The organism is Gracilibacillus sp. JCM 18860, from assembly GCF_055395245.1.
Map to the genome: position 1 here is coordinate 647,328 of NZ_AP043868.1, position 17,969 is coordinate 665,296.

Annotated in this window: 17 protein-coding genes and 6 tRNA genes; 4 read left to right on the forward strand and 19 right to left on the reverse strand. The window is 36.8% G+C overall.

The window, feature by feature from the left end:
* The first annotated feature begins 72 nt into the window (after positions 1-72).
* Positions 73-408: a hypothetical protein gene (locus ACZ5R4_RS03435; protein ID WP_277677890.1), complete on the forward strand. Its 336-nt coding sequence runs from the start codon at positions 73-75 to the stop codon at positions 406-408.
* 21 nt (positions 409-429) lie between these two features.
* Complete coding sequence (locus ACZ5R4_RS03440) at positions 430-930, forward strand: endolytic transglycosylase MltG (protein ID WP_054859282.1); 501 nt, start codon at positions 430-432, stop codon at positions 928-930.
* A 20-nt stretch (positions 931-950) separates the two neighbouring features.
* Here the strand turns inward: ACZ5R4_RS03440 and phoU are convergent, their stop codons facing one another.
* The 16 genes from phoU to ACZ5R4_RS03520 all read right to left on the reverse strand — a co-directional run bounded on the left by phoU (position 951) and on the right by ACZ5R4_RS03520 (position 13,404).
* Positions 951-1,610 carry a phosphate signaling complex protein PhoU gene (gene phoU, locus ACZ5R4_RS03445; RefSeq protein WP_054788867.1) on the reverse strand — a complete coding sequence of 220 codons (660 nt, stop codon included), beginning with the start codon at positions 1,608-1,610 and terminating at the stop codon, positions 951-953.
* A gap of 193 nt (positions 1,611-1,803) precedes the next feature.
* On the reverse strand, positions 1,804-2,577 hold the full coding sequence (gene pstB, locus ACZ5R4_RS03450) for a phosphate ABC transporter ATP-binding protein PstB (protein WP_054859280.1): 774 nt from the start codon (positions 2,575-2,577) through the stop codon (positions 1,804-1,806).
* 17 nt (positions 2,578-2,594) lie between these two features.
* On the reverse strand, positions 2,595-3,464 hold the full coding sequence (pstA, locus tag ACZ5R4_RS03455; RefSeq protein ID WP_464368069.1) for a phosphate ABC transporter permease PstA: 870 nt from the start codon (positions 3,462-3,464) through the stop codon (positions 2,595-2,597).
* Positions 3,464-4,363: a phosphate ABC transporter permease subunit PstC gene (gene pstC, locus ACZ5R4_RS03460; RefSeq protein WP_277677978.1), complete on the reverse strand. Its 900-nt coding sequence runs from the start codon at positions 4,361-4,363 to the stop codon at positions 3,464-3,466. The genes pstA and pstC overlap by 1 nt, the downstream gene beginning before the upstream one ends.
* 141 nt (positions 4,364-4,504) lie before the next feature.
* Entirely contained in the window at positions 4,505-5,527 is a 1,023-nt protein-coding gene (locus tag ACZ5R4_RS03465; RefSeq protein ID WP_054859279.1) for a PstS family phosphate ABC transporter substrate-binding protein, read from the reverse strand.
* A 179-nt stretch (positions 5,528-5,706) separates the two neighbouring features.
* Positions 5,707-7,815, reverse strand: coding sequence for a peptidoglycan D,D-transpeptidase FtsI family protein (locus tag ACZ5R4_RS03470; RefSeq protein ID WP_464368070.1), 2,109 nt, complete (start codon positions 7,813-7,815; stop codon positions 5,707-5,709).
* Positions 7,816-7,890: 75 nt separating this feature from the next.
* The gene (locus ACZ5R4_RS03475; protein ID WP_464368071.1) at positions 7,891-9,099 is read right to left on the reverse strand and encodes an MFS transporter; all 1,209 of its coding nucleotides are present in this window, start codon (positions 9,097-9,099) and stop codon (positions 7,891-7,893) included.
* Between the two features lie 253 nt (positions 9,100-9,352).
* Positions 9,353-9,964: a superoxide dismutase SodA gene (sodA, locus tag ACZ5R4_RS03480; RefSeq protein ID WP_109984168.1), complete on the reverse strand. Its 612-nt coding sequence runs from the start codon at positions 9,962-9,964 to the stop codon at positions 9,353-9,355.
* A gap of 182 nt (positions 9,965-10,146) precedes the next feature.
* Positions 10,147-10,222, reverse strand: a tRNA-Phe gene (locus ACZ5R4_RS03485).
* A gap of 45 nt (positions 10,223-10,267) precedes the next feature.
* Positions 10,268-10,360 (reverse strand) — tRNA-Ser (locus ACZ5R4_RS03490).
* Between the two features lie 11 nt (positions 10,361-10,371).
* Positions 10,372-10,448 (reverse strand) — tRNA-Ile (locus ACZ5R4_RS03495).
* Positions 10,449-10,470: 22 nt separating this feature from the next.
* Positions 10,471-10,546, reverse strand: a tRNA-His gene (locus ACZ5R4_RS03500).
* 15 nt (positions 10,547-10,561) lie between these two features.
* Positions 10,562-10,638, reverse strand: a tRNA-Met gene (locus ACZ5R4_RS03505).
* 1 nt (position 10,639) lies between these two features.
* Positions 10,640-10,714 (reverse strand) — tRNA-Asn (locus tag ACZ5R4_RS03510).
* Positions 10,715-10,858: 144 nt separating this feature from the next.
* Positions 10,859-12,472, reverse strand: a complete 1,614-nt coding sequence (locus ACZ5R4_RS03515; protein ID WP_464368072.1) for a Na/Pi cotransporter family protein — start codon at positions 12,470-12,472, stop codon at positions 10,859-10,861.
* A 302-nt stretch (positions 12,473-12,774) separates the two neighbouring features.
* Positions 12,775-13,404 (reverse strand): NfeD family protein, encoded by a 630-nt coding sequence (locus tag ACZ5R4_RS03520; RefSeq protein WP_054859277.1) that lies wholly within the window; start codon positions 13,402-13,404, stop codon positions 12,775-12,777.
* A 223-nt stretch (positions 13,405-13,627) separates the two neighbouring features.
* Between ACZ5R4_RS03520 and ispG the strand changes: the two genes are divergently transcribed.
* Positions 13,628-14,731, forward strand: coding sequence for a flavodoxin-dependent (E)-4-hydroxy-3-methylbut-2-enyl-diphosphate synthase (gene ispG / locus ACZ5R4_RS03525; protein WP_109984594.1), 1,104 nt, complete (start codon positions 13,628-13,630; stop codon positions 14,729-14,731).
* Between the two features lie 37 nt (positions 14,732-14,768).
* Here ispG and ACZ5R4_RS03530 read toward each other — a convergent pair whose 3' ends face one another.
* Entirely contained in the window at positions 14,769-15,155 is a 387-nt protein-coding gene (locus tag ACZ5R4_RS03530) for a hypothetical protein (protein ID WP_054859276.1), read from the reverse strand.
* A gap of 212 nt (positions 15,156-15,367) precedes the next feature.
* Between ACZ5R4_RS03530 and ACZ5R4_RS03535 the strand changes: the two genes are divergently transcribed.
* Complete coding sequence (locus tag ACZ5R4_RS03535; RefSeq protein ID WP_054859275.1) at positions 15,368-15,649, forward strand: DUF2624 family protein; 282 nt, start codon at positions 15,368-15,370, stop codon at positions 15,647-15,649.
* Between the two features lie 33 nt (positions 15,650-15,682).
* On the opposite strand, the gene ACZ5R4_RS03540 is transcribed toward ACZ5R4_RS03535, so the two are convergent.
* Complete coding sequence (locus ACZ5R4_RS03540) at positions 15,683-16,576, reverse strand: deoxyribonuclease IV (RefSeq protein ID WP_109984167.1); 894 nt, start codon at positions 16,574-16,576, stop codon at positions 15,683-15,685.
* A 16-nt stretch (positions 16,577-16,592) separates the two neighbouring features.
* A complete protein-coding gene (locus ACZ5R4_RS03545; protein ID WP_109984166.1) occupies positions 16,593-17,900 on the reverse strand; it encodes a DEAD/DEAH box helicase in 1,308 nt (435 codons plus the stop codon).
* Positions 17,901-17,969 lie beyond the last annotated feature (69 nt).

Genomic DNA, 17,969 nt, shown 5'->3' on the forward strand with positions numbered 1-17,969 from the left:
GTATATGTTTCAAACTCTTATCACTTATGGTATAACTATTAGTAGAGAGAATCATTGTTTAGGGGGGAAACTATGCTTTATGTCTTAATTAGTCTTATCATAATTGGCGTCATTTTATGGGTATTGTCTTTTTTTATGCATGATCGCTTTAAACAGATTGAAGATCAGCTTGAGCAATTCTCCATTTCTTCGTTGCAAGAGACCTATCAGTTGAAGAAAAAAATAAGTATATTAGAAGAAGAACTTTTAATGGATGATGATATATTGGAACATTCCATGGATTCCAATGAATCCACAATGAATAACAAAATAGCTAATTTATATGTAAATGGATATGACATCCCATCCATTTCTCGTGAACTAAATATAAGTGAATTTGATGTTAGATCAGTAATTAATCAACTTTAATGGTGTGAATGAGGGATAAGAATGAAGCAAATGGTTAGAGCATTTTCGACAGGCCTTTTGACTGCCTCCATCATAATTGGTGTGGTTTTCCTTATTGAGGGTTTACCAAAAGACCAACCAGCAGAAGATGTTGCAGCAAGTGAGCGAATAGCAAGCCTTGAAGCAGAAGGCTATTATGTATACAAAGAAGATATGGAAGATCAAGTCACTCAATTAGAAGAAGAAATAGACCAGCTAGAGAATCAACAAGACACATTAGAAAGTGATGCGAAGGAAGAAACAGAAACGGAAGTGACTACTCATTCATTTTCTGTTGAACCAGGAATGACAGTACCAGACATTGTAGACGAACTCCTTGAGCTAGAACTAATTGAATCAGAAGACGAATTTATTACATACTTACAAGAAAATGAATTAACGACACGCCTACAAGTAGGCGAATTCGAGTTAAGTGATCAAATGACTGCTGAAGAAATAGCCGATCATTTAACTAAGAACAGAAGAGGAGGAGTAAACCGCTAAGGTACTCCTCCTTTTCAACGTTATTCGTTTAAGTCTGCTGACTCCCCTTTTACTAAATACATAACATCTTCCCCGATATTAGTAGCATGATCCCCAATTCGTTCCACATAACGACCACTAAAAGCCATTTGCATAATATGCTGTATCTTCTGTGGATTGGTCGCTGTCTCCTCTAATAATTCCCTTAGCATCGTGGAATACATATTATCAATTACGTCATCCATTTCTGATAATTTTCTTGCTAAAGTAATGTCTTCATTCTCATAAGCTATGATTGAAATATCAATCATTTTAATCGCAATTTCTTTCATTTCCTTTACTGAATCATGAATTTTAATTCCATGATCTTTCCCTAAATGGATGGTAGACTTTGCGATATTCTTTGCATTATCAGCCATTCTTTCTAAATCAGATGAAATACGCAATGCTACGACAAGTCTTCTTAGATCTGTTGCTACTGGTTGCTGCCTAGCAATAAGAAGAATTGCTGTTTCATTAATTTCGAAATCTAGCTTATCTAATTCTTTATCCTTTTCGATCACTGCAAGGGCTCGATCCACATCACTTTGATATAGCACCTCCACTGCGTCTGTCAGTTGTGTTTGTGTCATTTTTGCAAATCGAACAATAAGAGATTCTACCTGTTTTAATTTATCTTCAAAATTCTCTCTACCTACCATACTGCACTCCCTCTCTCTTTTTTTCTCGTTATATCCTTATGCTTTTGTGAAGCGTTTTATTTTTCGTGTAAAGAAAATACGGCGTCAGAAGAGCCGTATCGTCTTCGAGCCACTTCTTGTGACAGTGATAAAATTCTGATGAGCTAAAAAAGAGTCATTGGCAATAATACCTGCCAATGATCATTTTTCTTTATTAACCAAAACGACCCGTGATGTAGTCTTCTGTTCGTTTGTCTTTTGGATTGGAAAACAACTGATCTGTATCGGAAAACTCTACTAATTCTCCATTCAACATAAATGCTGTTTTATCGGAAATTCTGGCAGCTTGCTGCATATTATGTGTGACAATCACAATCGTATAATCATTCTTCAATTCTTTAATTAATTCTTCAATTTTCAAAGTAGAAATTGGGTCTAACGCAGATGTAGGCTCATCCATTAGAATCACGTCAGGCTCAATTGCTAAACAACGAGCGATGCAAATTCTTTGTTGCTGTCCACCAGATAACCCGTACGCATTCTGATTAAGTCGATCCTTTACTTCGTCCCAAATTGCCGCACCGCGAAGGCTTTTCTCTACAATTTCATCTAATACTTTTTTCTTTTTAATTCCATGGATCTTTGGACCATAAGCAACATTTTCATAAATGGATTTCGGAAATGGGTTCGGTTTTTGAAAGACCATTCCTACATGTGTTCTTAGCTCTTCTACTAATTGCTTTTTAGCAAATATTTCTTGATTATTATATTTAATACTTCCAGAAGTATGAACAGAAGGAATGGTTTCAATCATTCTGTTTAACGTTTTTAGTAATGTCGATTTCCCACAACCTGAAGGTCCGATCACTGCAGTAATTTCATTTCTTGGAATTTCCATATTTATTTGATGAATCGCTTGATCATTTCCATACCATAAATTAAAATCCTCGATGGAAAAGACATGCTTACTTAATGTGTTAGTTGTCATCTAAACCCCTCTTTTTCTTAAAATCTATTTTGAAATTTATTTCGGATCCAAACGGCAATTGCATTCATGCATAGTAAGATGATAAGCAACACGATAATCCCAGCTGCCGCAACATATTGCCATTCTTCTTGTGGACGCGAAGTCCAACTCCAAATTTGAATCGGCATAACGGTATATTTAGATAAAAATGAATCTGGAATCGTATAGATTGCGGCTGCAGCTCCCACGATTATTAATGGAGCAGTCTCACCAATCGCTCTGGATAATGCAAGAATGGATCCAGTTAAAATTCCCGGGATTGAAGCAGGCAGTACTATACGCCATATCGTTTGCCACTTAGTTGCCCCCATTCCTATGGAGGCTTCTCTTAATTCCTTCGGTACGGAACGAATTGCTTCCTGTGAAGCTACTACAATAACAGGTAGAACTAAGAGGCTCATCGTTAATGCGCCAGCTATTAACGAATAACCTAGTTCTAATATATAAACAAAGAAGGTTAAACCAAGTAAACCAAATACGATCGATGGTACACCTGCTAAATTTTGTACATTGACTTGAATAAACCGAGTAAAACGATTCTGCTTGGCATATTCCTCTAGATACAATGCGGTTGATACACCAAGTATAATCGAGACCGGCGCGGTTATAGAGATCAAAAAGATCGATCCCATTAACCCTGCAAAGATTCCAGCTTTTTCAATATATGGTGCTGGGTAATTTCGCAGGAAATCTATAGATAAATAGTCAATTCCTTGACTTAATATTCGATAAATGAGTAAAGCTAAAAAAATTAACGCAATGGAAGTTGCTGCAATAAATAAGCTTTTAAAAGCTTTATTTCTTACTACTCTACCTTTAATTTGTGCGGAATTCACTTTTGTTGACATTAATAATCCTCCTTAAATCTTCTCGAAATATACTGTGACAGGATATTCATTAATAAGGTGAAAATAAATAACGTAAACCCTACAGCATAAATACTAAGATAAATATTCGATTGATAGGAGGTATCTCCTGTTGCCCCTTGCACAATAAAGGCAGTTAATGTTTGAATCGATTGCCTCGGATCAAAGGTCATGTTAGGCGTTGCACCCGCAGCAATGGTTACAATCATCGTCTCACCAATAGCTCGAGATATCGCTAGTACAACGGATGCTATAATACCGGATAAAGCCGCTGGTAGAACGACCTTCATAGCAACCTCAAATCTCGTGGCACCTAACCCCAAAGCACCTTCTCTCAGTGATTTCGGTACTGCGCTCATGGCATCCTCAGATAAGGAAGCAATCATCGGGATAATCATAATCCCTACTACAATTCCGGCACTTAATGCATTAAATATTTTCATTTCCGTAAAAACAGAGCCTAATAAAGGCGATACAAATGTTAAAGCGAAAAAGCCATAGACAACTGTTGGAATACCAGCTAAGATTTCCAGGATTGGCTTAATAATTTTTCTTGTTCTATCACTTGCATATTCACTTAAATAAATCGATGCTGCAAGTCCAATAGGTAATGCTACACATATAGCTATAGCTGTAATTAAAAGTGTTCCAATAATGAGTGGTGCTACCCCAAATCGATCGGTCCATGGTGACCATTCACTTCCTAAATAAAAATCAACCAAGGACACATTAGAGAAAAAGGTAATGGATTCTCGTAATAAGGTGAAGAGAATTCCTATTGTTGTAATGACAGATATGATTGCACATAACAACAAAAAATATGGAATACCTTTTTCAAAATAATTACCGATATTCTTTTTTTGTTTATTTTTCTTTATCATGTCTTGAACGGAATAACTTTGTTCTGCTTTCTTGTTCACATGAATTCCCCTTTTCTTAAAAACCACACAAAGATTATGGGACAGCCCACAAATCATTTACTTGTGAACCTGTCCCTTTGATATACTAGCCTTTTTCAATTCTTACTCTGCTGCTAATTCTTCGATCTCTGTTAATTGCTCTTGGTACTTTTCATCTGGAAGTGCAACATAGCCTACTTCCTCAGCAGCTGCACCAGCATTTTCGATTGAAAATTTCACAAAATCAAGCACTTGTGGCTTTTCTTTCATGTAATCCACATTTACGTATGTGAACAATGGTCGAGAAAGTGGTGAGTAAGAACCATCTTGAATCGTATCACCTGTTGGCTTTACAGGATTTCCATCACCATTGTCAATTCCAAGTACCTTTAATGTATCTTGATTTTCTGCATAATAGGCATAACCGAAGTAACCAATTGCGTATGGATCACTCTGAATACCTGTTACTAATGTGTTGTCATCTTCAGATAGTGTGACATTTTCGCCTTCACGCATAGGATTTTCTTCTAGGATTACTTCATTGAAATAATCAAACGTTCCGGAATCGTGTCCTGGGCTATAAATAACAATATCCTCTTCTGGCCATTCTGGGTTAATGTCAGACCATTTCGTTGCTCCACCATCCGCTAGGAAGATTTGTTTTAATTGATCAATTGTTAAGTTTTCAACAAAATCATTTTCTTGACTTACCACTACAGATAAACCGTCATAAGCTAATTCAATTTCATGTAAGGTAATGCCATTTTCTTCAGCAGTGGCTTTTTCTTCATCTTTAATTGGACGAGAAGCATTACTTAAATCAATTTCACCAACAGTAGATTTTTCAAATCCACCACCAGAACCGGATGAATTAAGTGCTGTTTCTACTTCTGGATTTTCTTGATTATATTCGTACGTTAAATATTCCATGATCGGTAAAACGGTTGAAGAACCATCAATATTGACTGGTCCAGAAACCTCTCCATCTTCTGAGCCTTCGTCACCAGATCCTTCGCCATTTTCTGATGCATTTGCTTCATTATTTTCATCTGAGCCCGCATCATCTGGAGCATTTCCACAAGCAGCTAACAAACCTACTGTTAATAGAGTGACAGCTACCAACATCATTAACTTCCATTTACTCATTGTTTTTCCCCCTACAATTGTTTTTATAAAAGCTATGATCTTGCTTCTACTACATAGTAACGCAAAACTATTAATTCACTATTAAGCAATTGTAAAGACTATGTAAATTCGACAGATTATGTGGTAATTTTCATAGAAAAAAGCATATAGCCGAGGCTATATGCTTTGTATCATTATATTTATTCTTCTTCGTTGTCTTCGTCAGCAGATTTTCCTTCATAATATGCTTCAATAATACGTTTCCCTATCTTATGATTAATTTCATATTGACCAGCACCTGTACCGTTTTTTGGTACGATTACGGCAAAAGCTACCTCTGGGTTCTCTTCGGGACTATAGCCAACAAGAGATAAATTCTCTGTATTTGCGACTAACTCTCCATCCTTGTATTGAGGATTTTCTGCAGTACCTGTTTTTCCCGCAACTTCATAGGGAACATCCTTCCACAGTCTTTGTGCAGTTCCCTGTGTAAATACTAGACGGAAGCCTTCCTGAACACGTTCAATATATTTGTCATCCATCTCAATACGATTTATTACCTCAGGCTCCATCGTCTTCAAGACAGAGCCTAATTTTCCATCTTCTGTTGATGGCTCTCTGATTTCTTTTACGAGATGTGGTTTAATTCGGTATCCACCATTCGCAATCGTAGAAACATATTGCGCTAATTGCATGGTTGTATAGGTATCAAATTGCCCAAACGACAAGTCGAGGAAATTACCTGGTAATCCATTCGATCCCGTAACACCTGTTGCTTCAAACGGCATATCAATCCCTGTCTCGACACCTAAACCAAACTGTTTAAAATAATTCCTCAACTCTCCAAACGCGCCATAATCAAAATTGTACAGTGGTTCATTATATCGATACGTTGCACCTGCCATTTTGATTGCGATTCTCATCATATAAACGTTGGAGGATTGTTCTAGTGCGTACAAATCAGAAATATTATCTCCAAGATTTTTCCATGAACTTTTCTCTTTTGTTCCTTTTATCTTTATTACCCCATCATCTAATCTTGTTCCGATATCTATCACACCACTCTGATAGCCTGCCAGCATCGTAGCTCCCTTAATAGCAGAACCAGGAGCATGGGCATCATAAATTGTACGGTAAGCATTATTTACATATTCTTTATTTTCACGATCATATCTTATAGCTGACATTGCAAGGATCTCACCTGTCTGTGGATTCATCACAACTGCCATTGCATCTTCTAAATAACCATTATTATTAACCGGATGGTTAATAGCCGTTCGTAGCTCTTCTTCGACGATCTTATCCACCTGTTGTTGAAGCTCCATATCTACTGTTAATATAAGATCCTTGCCTCGTTGTCCTTCGACAACGACTTCTGAGCCGACTACTTCTCCGTCATTATTCGTGGTGTATTGGACTTTTTCTTTTCTTCCTCTTAGTACATGCTCATATTGCTGTTCTAATCCACTCGTTCCGACACGATCATTCCAGGTGTAGCCATTAGCTAAATAGTAATCACTATTCTCTCTCGGTATCCCTTCTTCTGATGACGTGATACTTCCGATAAATGCACTTAATGTTCCTTCATAGTTATTATCACGTTCCCAATCAATGGTTGCATCAATATTTGGAAGATCATGCAGATGTTCTGCAACTTTTGCATATTCTTCATCTGTTATCCCCTCGTTAACGACAATATGTGGGGATAACTCATGTGCTTGATCCAATTCCTTTTTAATCGCAATAATATTTAATAGCTCAGGAGTCCAGTCGACTGTGGCAAGATCCTCTGCTGTAATGGCATTCAATTCAGCCTGATACTTGTCTCCACCTTCTAGCTCCTTCTCTTTTTCCGTTAAGCGGTCTGCGACTTCTTCTGTATTTTGAATATACCAGTATTCTTTTTTGTCTCGTTCTGTTATTTCTTCTTTTAGTTCTTCTTGATCTTTAATGATCGTAATATATTCTGCTAAATCTTCCGCTAGCTCTAGTCTCTCATCTGCTGTTTGACCATGCTTGGGTGGTGTATACGTAATGGATTTGACTGGATTATTATCCAGTATTAAGTTATGGTTTCGATCATACATCAACCCACGTGGCACAGGTTTTTCAGAAGGAGTGTTTTCTGTTTGATCAATTTCTCGTTGCGCTTCTTCTCCGTTTAAAATTTGCACAACCCCAAGCTGGACAATTAATAAGGAAAAAATCAGGAAAACACTAACGAATAAAATATTTAAACGTAGTGGTAGCTGTGATCGCTTTTTTTTCACTTTTTTCTTTTTTTGCCTAAAGTTTAAGTATTTGCCCATATCCTTCCCCCTCTACTATTTTATCCTGACAAATGCATACTTACTTATTATAGCATGGAAGAAGAATTGGGAAAATTAAATTGATGTTTTTCTGATAAAGAAATAGGAAAGGAAATTACCGCCACCAAAGACAAGCATTAATACTGGAATAATGAAGATTGGATCTAAAAAGGAGACACTCACAATAAAGACAATAATCGCAAGCACTCTTCCAATATTAATGAACACCTCACGAATAATAATATATTCTACTCTCCAATTTCCAGCATTTTTAGATTTTCCGATTATATCGTACGTGAGAGAAACAAATGGGACATTAAATAATGGAAAACTGACCCCTATGATGACGCCATAGAGAAGAATGGTGACATAGCTGGTTGGGAACACAAAAAGTAACACGGCTAAATATAAAGCTAGACCACCATAGAAAATGGCTGCTTTTCTTTTTTTGCTGCTAACCATCTTTGAGACAAAGTAATAGCTAATAAAGGAACAAAGGGAGATCAAAAAATTGAAAAGACCAAGCGAAAGCTCACTATTTGTTTCAATATACACCCAAATTGTAATAATAAAAATAAACAATCCTTCTCTTGATCCCTGTGTAAGGTGGGCGAATAGCACACTACGCCAATTCGTATTATGCTTCCTTTCTTTGAAAACCTCGCGGATAAAGAAACGACCTGTTGCTGTTCTTTTCTTTAGATAAAACGAACAAACAATCGCTAAAAAGAAAAGAAAAAAAGATAAAAAGAAAATCGTGCTATATCCTTTGAAATTATCCATCAGTGTGATGATATAGCCAGCAAGTAAGGGTCCGACCATTCCACCAAAGGATTGTAAGGATCCAAGTATCCCATTAAATAAGTCTCGTGTTTCTGGTTCTGTTACCTCGAAGGTTAACACATTGTAAGCTAACCAATAAAAGCCGTAGCCAATTCCTAATATAGCGCCAAGCATATAAGTATAATTAACGGCTTTTTCTCCTAGAAGGAGTACCACCATGTAAAAAATGGACAAAAAGATTACACCTATTCGAATAATCAGTGTCCGATCTACATGCTTCACACACTTGCCAGCGACAAAAAAGGAGATTGGTTGTAGCAAATAAATAAAAAGGTTATAGGTGGCAATATCCATATAGTCTCCTGATTGCTTCCATAAGAACACATTGACAAATGTGTTGGAGATAAAAGTGGAAAGTGCGTATAAACCACCGATAATCAGTAATATCTTTAAATCTCTACTTACTGGTATGGAAGGTTTTTTACTTGGAAATAACTGCATTTTCTTACACCTCATTTAAAGCCTATAATCTATAGTCTTTTCCAGTTTAAATGAGATATACGAAAATAAAGTTAGAAACCGATCAAGGGGTGAAGAAGTAATTTTGCGCCTATTAGAAAAACTCGCATTCGAGCTATTTTCGTTAGCTTTTCTAATACTCTGAATTTCAAAATTTATGCTTCGTCGCTTTACTTCCTGTAAAAAATTTGCAAGCAAAAAAGAAGTGCTACGATGAGCACTTCTTTTCCTTTTTTTATTTTGCTTCATTATATAAGCTTGCAACTTTATCCCAATCTACTACATTCCAGAACGCTGCAATGTAATCAGGACGTTTATTTTGATATTTTAGGTAATAAGCATGTTCCCATACATCAAGACCTAGAATTGGTGTTTTCCCTTCAGAAATAGGAGTATCTTGATTTGGTGTACTTGTAATAGCTAAGTTACCATTGTCAACTACTAGCCAAGCCCAGCCTGAGCCGAATCGTCCAGCTGCAGCATTTGCAAATTCCTCTTTGAACTTGTCAAAGCTACCAAATGCTTCGTTAATTTTGTCAGCTAATTCCCCAGTTGGCTCACCACCACCATTTGCTGATAGCAATGTCCAGAATAAACTGTGGTTGGCATGTCCGCCACCATTATTACGAACTGCTGTACGAATATTTTCAGGTACTGCATCAAGATTTGCTAAAATGTCCTCGATTGATTTATTTGCTAAATCATCATGACCTTCTAGTGCAGCGTTTAATTTCGTAACATAAGTGTTGTGATGTTTAGTGTGATGAATGTTCATTGTTTCCTTATCAATATGTGGCTCGAGTGCATCATATGCATAAGGTAAATCTGGTAAAGTAAAATTTGCCATGTTTATTCCTCCTATTTTTTAGTTTGAAGGTTCCTAACCTCTCCAATTCAAATATTATCAAATAGTCAGAATAGATTGCAAATAATTAGCATTTATTCACTATAGTATGAAAGGTTTTCCATCAAGTGAAATTAATTTTATAATAAATAAAAAAACAAGCTTTAACGTTCGCTTGTTGAGAATGGTGGCTCGGGACGGAATCGAACCGCCGACACACGGATTTTCAGTCCGTTGCTCTACCGACTGAGCTACCGAGCCAATTTTTTTATTCTGTTTTTAGACACTGTCCTAGTTATGTATAAATGGCGGAGGAAGAGGGATTCGAACCCCCGCGGGCCGTGAAGCCCCTGTCGGTTTTCAAGACCGATCCCTTCAGCCGGACTTGGGTATTCCTCCGTGTAAAAATATGGTGGACCCTGCAGGATTCGAACCTGCGACCGATCGGTTATGAGCCGATAGCTCTAACCAACTGAGCTAAGGGTCCTTCTTCTCTAAATATATAATGATGGGGCGACCGGTGGGGATCGAACCCACGCATGTCGGAACCACAATCCGATGTGTTAACCACTTCACCACGACCGCCATCGTCTAAGAAATTGGTAGCGGCGGAGGGAATCGAACCCCCGACCTCACGGGTATGAACCGTACGCTCTAGCCAGCTGAGCTACACCGCCATGGCTCCACAGGTAGGATTCGAACCTACGACCGATCGGTTAACAGCCGATAGCTCTACCACTGAGCTACTGTGGATTAAAATTATGTATTTACTGAAGCGACATTTAATAATTTACCATATAAAAAATATAACGTCAATACTTTTTTTGAACTTTTTTATTTAAAGAAGAAGGATTTCGGGATAACAAGCATTTTTCTAAGCTTGTTACCCCGAAAAGATTAATTATGTTTGCCACCAAGCACTTCATCGGCAATGTTCACAGCATGGTCTCCTATTCGCTCTAAATTACTAATAATATCTGCAAATACAATTCCTGCTGCTCCTGTACAAACTCCCTCATTCAGACGAATAATATGCTTTTTACGGTATCTTCTTTCCATTTTATCAATTTCATTTTCTTTCTGTACAACGGATAAAGCAGCTTCCCTATCCATTTGCTCTAATGCTTTAATAGCTTCCTTTACCGTTATAATGGTTAGATCGAACATTTCATTTAAATCTATCATGCCTTGCTCTGTAATATCTACCTTATTCGACATTTTGTAATTAATCAACTCAATAATATTCTCATAATGATCACCTATGCGTTCAATATCCCGAACGGCATTAATTAATGCAGAGTGATCGGTCTTTTCTATGTCTGATAGGGTCGACCCCGACAATTGAACTAAATAGGCTGTGATTTCCCGGTCTAGATTATTTAACGCACCTTCCAATTGTTGCGCCATATCAGCATTTTTGCTATTTTTCGTATTTAAAAAGGAGCTTGTCTCTTCTAGTCCTCTTATTGCATATTCACCCATTCGAATGACTTCGAATTTAGCTTGGTCTAGTGCAACAGATGGCGATTGTTGAATAAAAATTGGATCTAAATGCTTTGCTTTATATTCGACTTCGGTATCTTTTCCTGGAATAATCTTTGTCACGATCAGAGCCAATAATCCGATAAATGGAAATTGAATAATAGTATTCAGCACATTAAAGATTCCATGTGCAAAAGCGATCGTCATGGCAGGATTCAGTTCTAATGCTGCCTGGATATGCTCCATCATAATCGTATAAAAATGAATAAATGTAATGACAATCGTTGCTCCAATTACATTAAAGATTACATGTGTTAATGCAGCACGTTTAGCCGCAATAGTTGCTCCAATCGATGCTAAAACTGCTGTAATCGTTGTCCCGATGTTATCACCAAATAGTACCGGTAAAGCAGCCTTTAATTGGATAGCATCCTCAAGCATCAAGCTTTGTAGTATTCCAATGGTTGCACTTGAGCTTTGAACAGCAATGGTAAACACAGTCCCAATGACAGCGCCAAGTATTGGATTATTAGACATACTTACGGTTAAATCGTGAAATGCTTGTAAATCTCGTAATGGTTTAAGTCCAGAGCTCATTAACTCTAAACCAAAAAACAAGGCACCAAATCCGAAAATGGTTAAACCAATATTGGTAATTCGTTTCTCTTTAAAGAAAAATAATAAAAATGCACCAATACCTAAAATAGGTAATGCATATGCGCCAATATCAAATCCTATAATAAATGCTGTAATCGTTGTCCCAATATTAGCACCCATAATTACACCAATGGATTGTCTTAGTGTCATAAATCCTGCATTTACTAACCCAACCGTTAGGACGGTCGTTCCGGAGCTTGATTGAATCAACACAGTCACAATCATCCCGGCAAGTACACCCATAAACGGATTGCTTGTAAACTTATCAAGTATGGTACGTAATCTGTCACCAGCGGATTTTTGAAGCCCTTCCCCCATATATTTAATACCTAAAAGGAAAATACCTAAACCGCCAATAAATTCAAAAATCATAACTTGTACATTTAAATCCAACAGTTTTCATCCCTTCATAAAAGCAAATTCGTCGTTTTGTCCTTATGTATGCTCATCTCTTTGACATAGTAAGACATTTTTCGCAAAGCACATACGAATTTAATATTAAGTTTTCATGAATGATTTGTAAAGGTCTTTAATAAAAATTTACACTCTCTTAACAATTCATTCATATTATAACAATAATCCTATTTAATTAATATGAATTTTTTATTTTAAAATTAGCAACTATTGGATTTTCTAAAAAAATATAAATTTTAAAAACAAAAAAGCCTGAATTATCAGACTTTTCCTTTTACTAATATTCTTGTACCATCTACAGACACCACCACAATTCGGGTATCTTTCTCCAGCCACTTCCCTTGTGTGACTGCACTATAGTCGTTTTCTCCGATACGGATGGTCCCTGTAGGCCTCATATCTGTAATAGCTTTTCCTTCCTTCCCTACTAATAATTTGTAGCTTTGATTAACACTTGAATATCCTGCTTCATCTGTTAATTGATCATAGAGTGTAATTTTCGTCCACATCTTCCGCTTCTTAAATACCTTAAGAAATAGTAAAGAAGCAGCTCCTCCTATAAAAACCCCTAATACAGCGTACAGTCCCGCTACCCAATTAGGTGCTGTCATCCCTACAGATATCACCATACAGACCAATCCTATGACAGCTAAAGTTCCATCATTCAGTATTTTGCCATCGATTACGATGAATAACATACCAATTAAATAAATAGCAATCATAATAAAAAACATACTAGGATCTAAAAAAGAAGAAAAATATACTGTAATAAAACCAAGGCCAAGAATGGCAAAAATCCCTTTTACATTGACTAATATTTCCCCAACTAGAAACAGGGTAGCTAAACCACAGATAACAAAACTTATCCAATCTGCATTAAAATCAAACATGGCTACTCACCTCTCGGCTTTTCTTTATCTTATCAAATGATTCGAATGATTAGAACTGAATTGTATGCTCTTAAATATAAAATACGATCCTACTAGGAAAAGGTTTCAATAATTTGCAAATTTGAATGTGTTACACTTCTCATTTACTAGGTTAACCTTTATAATGGAAGTTGGTACAGTAATTAGATTATTTACGTGGAAATATAAAGGAGCGATTTTATTTATGGCTTTAACACATCGTAAGGATACACGACCTGTGAAAATTGGCAACGTAATGGTAGGTGGAAAAAACGAGGTAGTCATTCAGTCTATGACTACAACCAAAACACATGACGTTGAAGCAACCGTTGAAGAAATAAAAAGACTAGAAGATGCAGGTTGTCAAATCGTTCGTGTAGCATGTCCTGATGAGCGTGCTGCCAATGCCATTCCAGAAATAAAAAAAAGAATTAACATCCCATTAGTGGTTGATATACATTTTAATTATAAGCTAGCTCTTAAAGCAATAGAAGGTGGAGCTGATAAGATTAGAATTAATCCAGGTAATATTGGGAAACGAGACAAAGTAGAGGCAGTTGTCAATGCGGCAAAAGCGAAAGGCATTCCGATTCGTATAGGTGTCAATGCAGGTTCATTAGAACGTCATATACTCGAAAAATACGGCTATCCTACTGCTGATGGTATGGTAGAAAGTGCATTACACCATATTAAAATATTAGAAGACCTAGATTTTCATGATATTGTTGTCTCACTCAAGGCTTCTGATGTAAGCCTAGCGATTGAAGCATACGAAAAGGCTGCAGAAGTAATCTCCTATCCACTTCACCTAGGTATTACTGAGTCAGGTACTTTATTTGCTGGGAGTATCAAAAGTGCAGCAGGAATGGGTGCCATTCTTAGTAAAGGAATCGGTAGTACGATGCGAATTTCGTTAAGTGCAGACCCCGTACAAGAGGTAAAAGTAGCAAGAGAATTGCTAAAAACATTTGGTCTTGCTTCCAATGCGGCAACACTAATTTCTTGTCCTACGTGTGGAAGAATAGAAATTGACCTAATCAAAATTGCCAATGAGGTGGAAGAATATATTTCCACGATTAAAGCCCCAATTAAAGTTGCCGTGCTTGGCTGTGCTGTTAACGGTCCTGGTGAAGCAAGAGAAGCAGATATTGGTATTGCAGGTGCTCGAGGAGAAGGATTACTATTCCGTCATGGAGAAATCATTCGAAAAGTCCCTGAAGAAACAATGGTAGAGGAATTAAAGAAAGAAGTCGATAAAATCGCAGAAGAGTATTTTGAAAAACAAAAAACGGAAACACAGGAAGTATAAGTAAGCTAGCCCTTCAAAATGGGCTAGCTTTTTTCATTTAAAATAATGGTACAAATATCAAGGACAGTAACAAGGAAATAATGGAAATAACAATAGCACTATTTCCTAGTGTATCTGCTCCTTGTTTTTTGGAGATGAAGCCTAATACGATCCCCCCAATAGCCATTAGTAATGGCCAAACGAAGAATGAAGCGATCGATAAGATCAATCCAATCCATCCATAAACTGTATTCACATCTGTCTGCATACTAGTTCCTTGTTCTGTCTCAACAGCTCGGTTAAACTCGTTAGCTGTAAGTTCTTGCGAAGCTTCTGCCTCACGACTGTAGTCCTTGTTTGCAGCATATAGTTCATCCGTTTCAGCAAATTGCTTGGACTGTTTATCCACACCGTCAGTTCTATTTTGATCATCATGATTTGACATACTCAACCCTCCTCTTCATAAGTTAGAGGTACATTCTTTAGTATGTCTTTATTCCTTGATGATTTACTTGGTAATTTCTACGCTTTGGAAACAACACTTTTATGTACTTATTTAATTTTTGTTATGTAATAATTTACCGAATAAGTACACTTTTAACCAATTCTTGCATAAAATAAAATAATGATTTCATTTCTAGACAAAGGAGTGCCTAAATGAACGGATTTACTAAAAGGATGATTATGATGAAGCTTCAACAAGTAGACCCAAATACATTGTATGACTATGCTAAAATGTATAAACTAAATGTTACATTCGAACAAGCAACAGACATTGCTAATCACCTTAAACAGAATCAATATGATCCAACCAATGCATCAGATCGTGCCCGAATGTTGAAAAAGCTTGCTCAAATTACCGACCTTGAAACAGCAAAAAAATGCCAACAAATATTTCAAAAGTTGGCTAGTGAATATGGAATAAAAGATTTGTTTTAAATATAAAAGCTTGGGCGATCGCCCAAGCCTCTTTTATTGATTCATTATTTGATCTTGTAAATCAGGTACAAATGTACCATTCTTTAGCATTTCTATTTCGAATTTGTATGGTGGTTTTTTATTCTTTTTGTCCGTACCCACATACGGTGTTTCAAGAATTTTCGGTAAATGTTCCAGTTGTGGATGATGAACGATTTTGTTTAATACATCAAATCCTAAATAACCGAAACCGATATTTTGATGTCGGTCTTTTCTTGCACCTTGCTCGTTTTTACTATCATTCACATGGACAACCTTTAATCGATCCAAACCGATAATTTTATCAAATTCATTTAATACACCATCGAAATCCTCGACCACTTGATAGCCTGCATCATGGATATGACACGTATCTAAACAAATAGAGAGCTTTTCGTTATATTTGACCCCATCGATGATTTTAGCTAGCTCATCAAAGCTTCTTCCAATTTCGGACCCTTTTCCAGCCATCGTCTCAAGTGCAATTTGAACCTCTTGTTTGGGATCTAATACTTCATTTAATCCTTCGATAATTTTGGCAATTCCAACTTCAGGCCCTTCCCCAACATGTGCACCTGGATGAAGCACAATTTGTCTTGAACCGATTGCTTCTGTTCGTTCAATTTCGTTTCTTAAAAAATTGACCCCTAGCTCAAAGGTTTCTTTTTTGACAGCATTACCGATATTAATAATATAAGGAGCATGTACAACAATTTCTTCTATGCCATTTTCCTTCATATGATCTTGGGCTGCTTCAATATTTAATTCTTCAATCGGTTTTCTTCTAGTATTTTGTGGGGCACCTGTGTACACCATAAATACGTTTGCTCCGTACGATGTTGCTTCTTCGCTTGAAGCTAATAACATTTTCTTTCCACTCATTGAAACATGTGATCCTATCTTCACCATTTATTCTCCACCCTTTTTATTTCTTGAATTGATTGCGTTGAATTTTTCTCTTTGCTTTCTTTTGCTGTTGCTTCATTTTTTTCTTATAACCAGGCTTTACTTTATTTGGTTTTCTCACCTGTTGCCATGCTTTTTTTTCCACTTCATTTTCTTGCTTTTTTCTCGTCTGTCTGGCATTCCATGCTTTTGTTTCTTGCCATTCCCCTTTGACGATATCATAGAACGTATACTGAATTCCTTTTTTTTCCAATTTTTGAATAAGTCCCAAATCATCTTCTCGATAAAGGTTAATTGCCGTTCCTTCCATTCCTGCTCTAGCAGTTCTCCCTACTCTGTGAATATAAAAGCTCTCCTCTTTTGGAAGCTCTGCATTAATCACATGACTGACACCTTTAATGTCTATTCCTCGAGCTGCAAGATCTGTTGCCACAATATACTGGTACTTTAATTGCTGAATTTCTTTCAACACTCGTTTACGTTCTCTTTGGGATAATCCTCCATGGATTAAACCAACATCTAGTCCCTTTTCTTGTAATGAAGCTGCTAGCTCATCGGCTCGATCTTTTCCATTCGTGAAGATGATCGCAAGATATGGTTGAATTAGCTTAGAAATTTGCCATATTACTTGGGCTGGTTCACGATGCTTTAGGGCAACCATACGGTGCTCCATTTTCTCCGGAGCTAATCGATCATGGATTTGAATGAATTTTGGGGCATGTAAATATTTTTTTAAAAATGGCTGAAGCTTCTCTGGTATGGTGGCTGAGAATACCATTATTTGTATAGATGAATCAGCTCTCATTAATATCCGATCGATTTCCTCAATTAAGCCTAATTCCAGCATTAAATCTGTTTCATCTATTACGAAGGTGCTAGCTTGGAAAATATCCACTACTTCCTCTTGTATTAGATCTAATAATCTTCCTGGAGTTGCTACGATGATATGTGGCGGTTCTTTTAATTTATCGACCATTCGTTTCTTATCCGTTCCACCTATCAAAAGCTTCGCTCTCCACTCCGTCTCTTTATCAGCATAGTTGATCATTTTCTTCACTTCGTCGTAGATTTGGATCGCCAATTCTCTTGTAGGAGCGGTGAGCACTACTTGCGTATGATTATCATCCGTCAAATTATTAAACAGAGGAATAAGAAATGCATGCGTCTTTCCAGAGCCTGTCTCAGATTGTCCAATGATACTATTTCCTTTTAGAGCTTCTGGAATCACTTTTGCTTGAATCGGTGTTGGTTCATAAAAGCCGAGTTGATCTATTATGTGATCCATGGATTCCTTTAGCTGATACTGCTTAAATAAATGATTTTTCATTTTGATCTCCTTTTGCTTAACAAATCTTTGTCAATTGCTAAGAATACCTTTATAATAAAAGTATTGGAC

What these genes read in the sequence shown, in the direction of transcription:
- ACZ5R4_RS03435 (WP_277677890.1), top strand. Translation starts at nt 73, where the DNA reads ATGCTTTATGTCTTAATTAGTCTTATCATAATTGGCGTCATTTTATGG.
- ACZ5R4_RS03440 (WP_054859282.1), top strand. Translation starts at nt 430, where the DNA reads ATGAAGCAAATGGTTAGAGCATTTTCGACAGGCCTTTTGACTGCCTCC.
- phoU (WP_054788867.1), bottom strand. Translation starts at nt 1,610, where the DNA reads ATGGTAGGTAGAGAGAATTTTGAAGATAAATTAAAACAGGTAGAATCT.
- pstB (WP_054859280.1), bottom strand. Translation starts at nt 2,577, where the DNA reads ATGACAACTAACACATTAAGTAAGCATGTCTTTTCCATCGAGGATTTT.
- pstA (WP_464368069.1), bottom strand. Translation starts at nt 3,464, where the DNA reads ATGTCAACAAAAGTGAATTCCGCACAAATTAAAGGTAGAGTAGTAAGA.
- pstC (WP_277677978.1), bottom strand. Translation starts at nt 4,363, where the DNA reads ATGATAAAGAAAAATAAACAAAAAAAGAATATCGGTAATTATTTTGAA.
- ACZ5R4_RS03465 (WP_054859279.1), bottom strand. Translation starts at nt 5,527, where the DNA reads ATGAGTAAATGGAAGTTAATGATGTTGGTAGCTGTCACTCTATTAACA.
- ACZ5R4_RS03470 (WP_464368070.1), bottom strand. Translation starts at nt 7,815, where the DNA reads ATGGGCAAATACTTAAACTTTAGGCAAAAAAAGAAAAAAGTGAAAAAA.
- ACZ5R4_RS03475 (WP_464368071.1), bottom strand. Translation starts at nt 9,099, where the DNA reads ATGCAGTTATTTCCAAGTAAAAAACCTTCCATACCAGTAAGTAGAGAT.
- sodA (WP_109984168.1), bottom strand. Translation starts at nt 9,964, where the DNA reads ATGGCAAATTTTACTTTACCAGATTTACCTTATGCATATGATGCACTC.
- ACZ5R4_RS03515 (WP_464368072.1), bottom strand. Translation starts at nt 12,472, where the DNA reads ATGATTTTTGAATTTATTGGCGGTTTAGGTATTTTCCTTTTAGGTATT.
- ACZ5R4_RS03520 (WP_054859277.1), bottom strand. Translation starts at nt 13,404, where the DNA reads ATGTTTGATTTTAATGCAGATTGGATAAGTTTTGTTATCTGTGGTTTA.
- ispG (WP_109984594.1), top strand. Translation starts at nt 13,628, where the DNA reads ATGGCTTTAACACATCGTAAGGATACACGACCTGTGAAAATTGGCAAC.
- ACZ5R4_RS03530 (WP_054859276.1), bottom strand. Translation starts at nt 15,155, where the DNA reads ATGTCAAATCATGATGATCAAAATAGAACTGACGGTGTGGATAAACAG.
- ACZ5R4_RS03535 (WP_054859275.1), top strand. Translation starts at nt 15,368, where the DNA reads ATGAACGGATTTACTAAAAGGATGATTATGATGAAGCTTCAACAAGTA.
- ACZ5R4_RS03540 (WP_109984167.1), bottom strand. Translation starts at nt 16,576, where the DNA reads ATGGTGAAGATAGGATCACATGTTTCAATGAGTGGAAAGAAAATGTTA.
- ACZ5R4_RS03545 (WP_109984166.1), bottom strand. Translation starts at nt 17,900, where the DNA reads ATGAAAAATCATTTATTTAAGCAGTATCAGCTAAAGGAATCCATGGAT.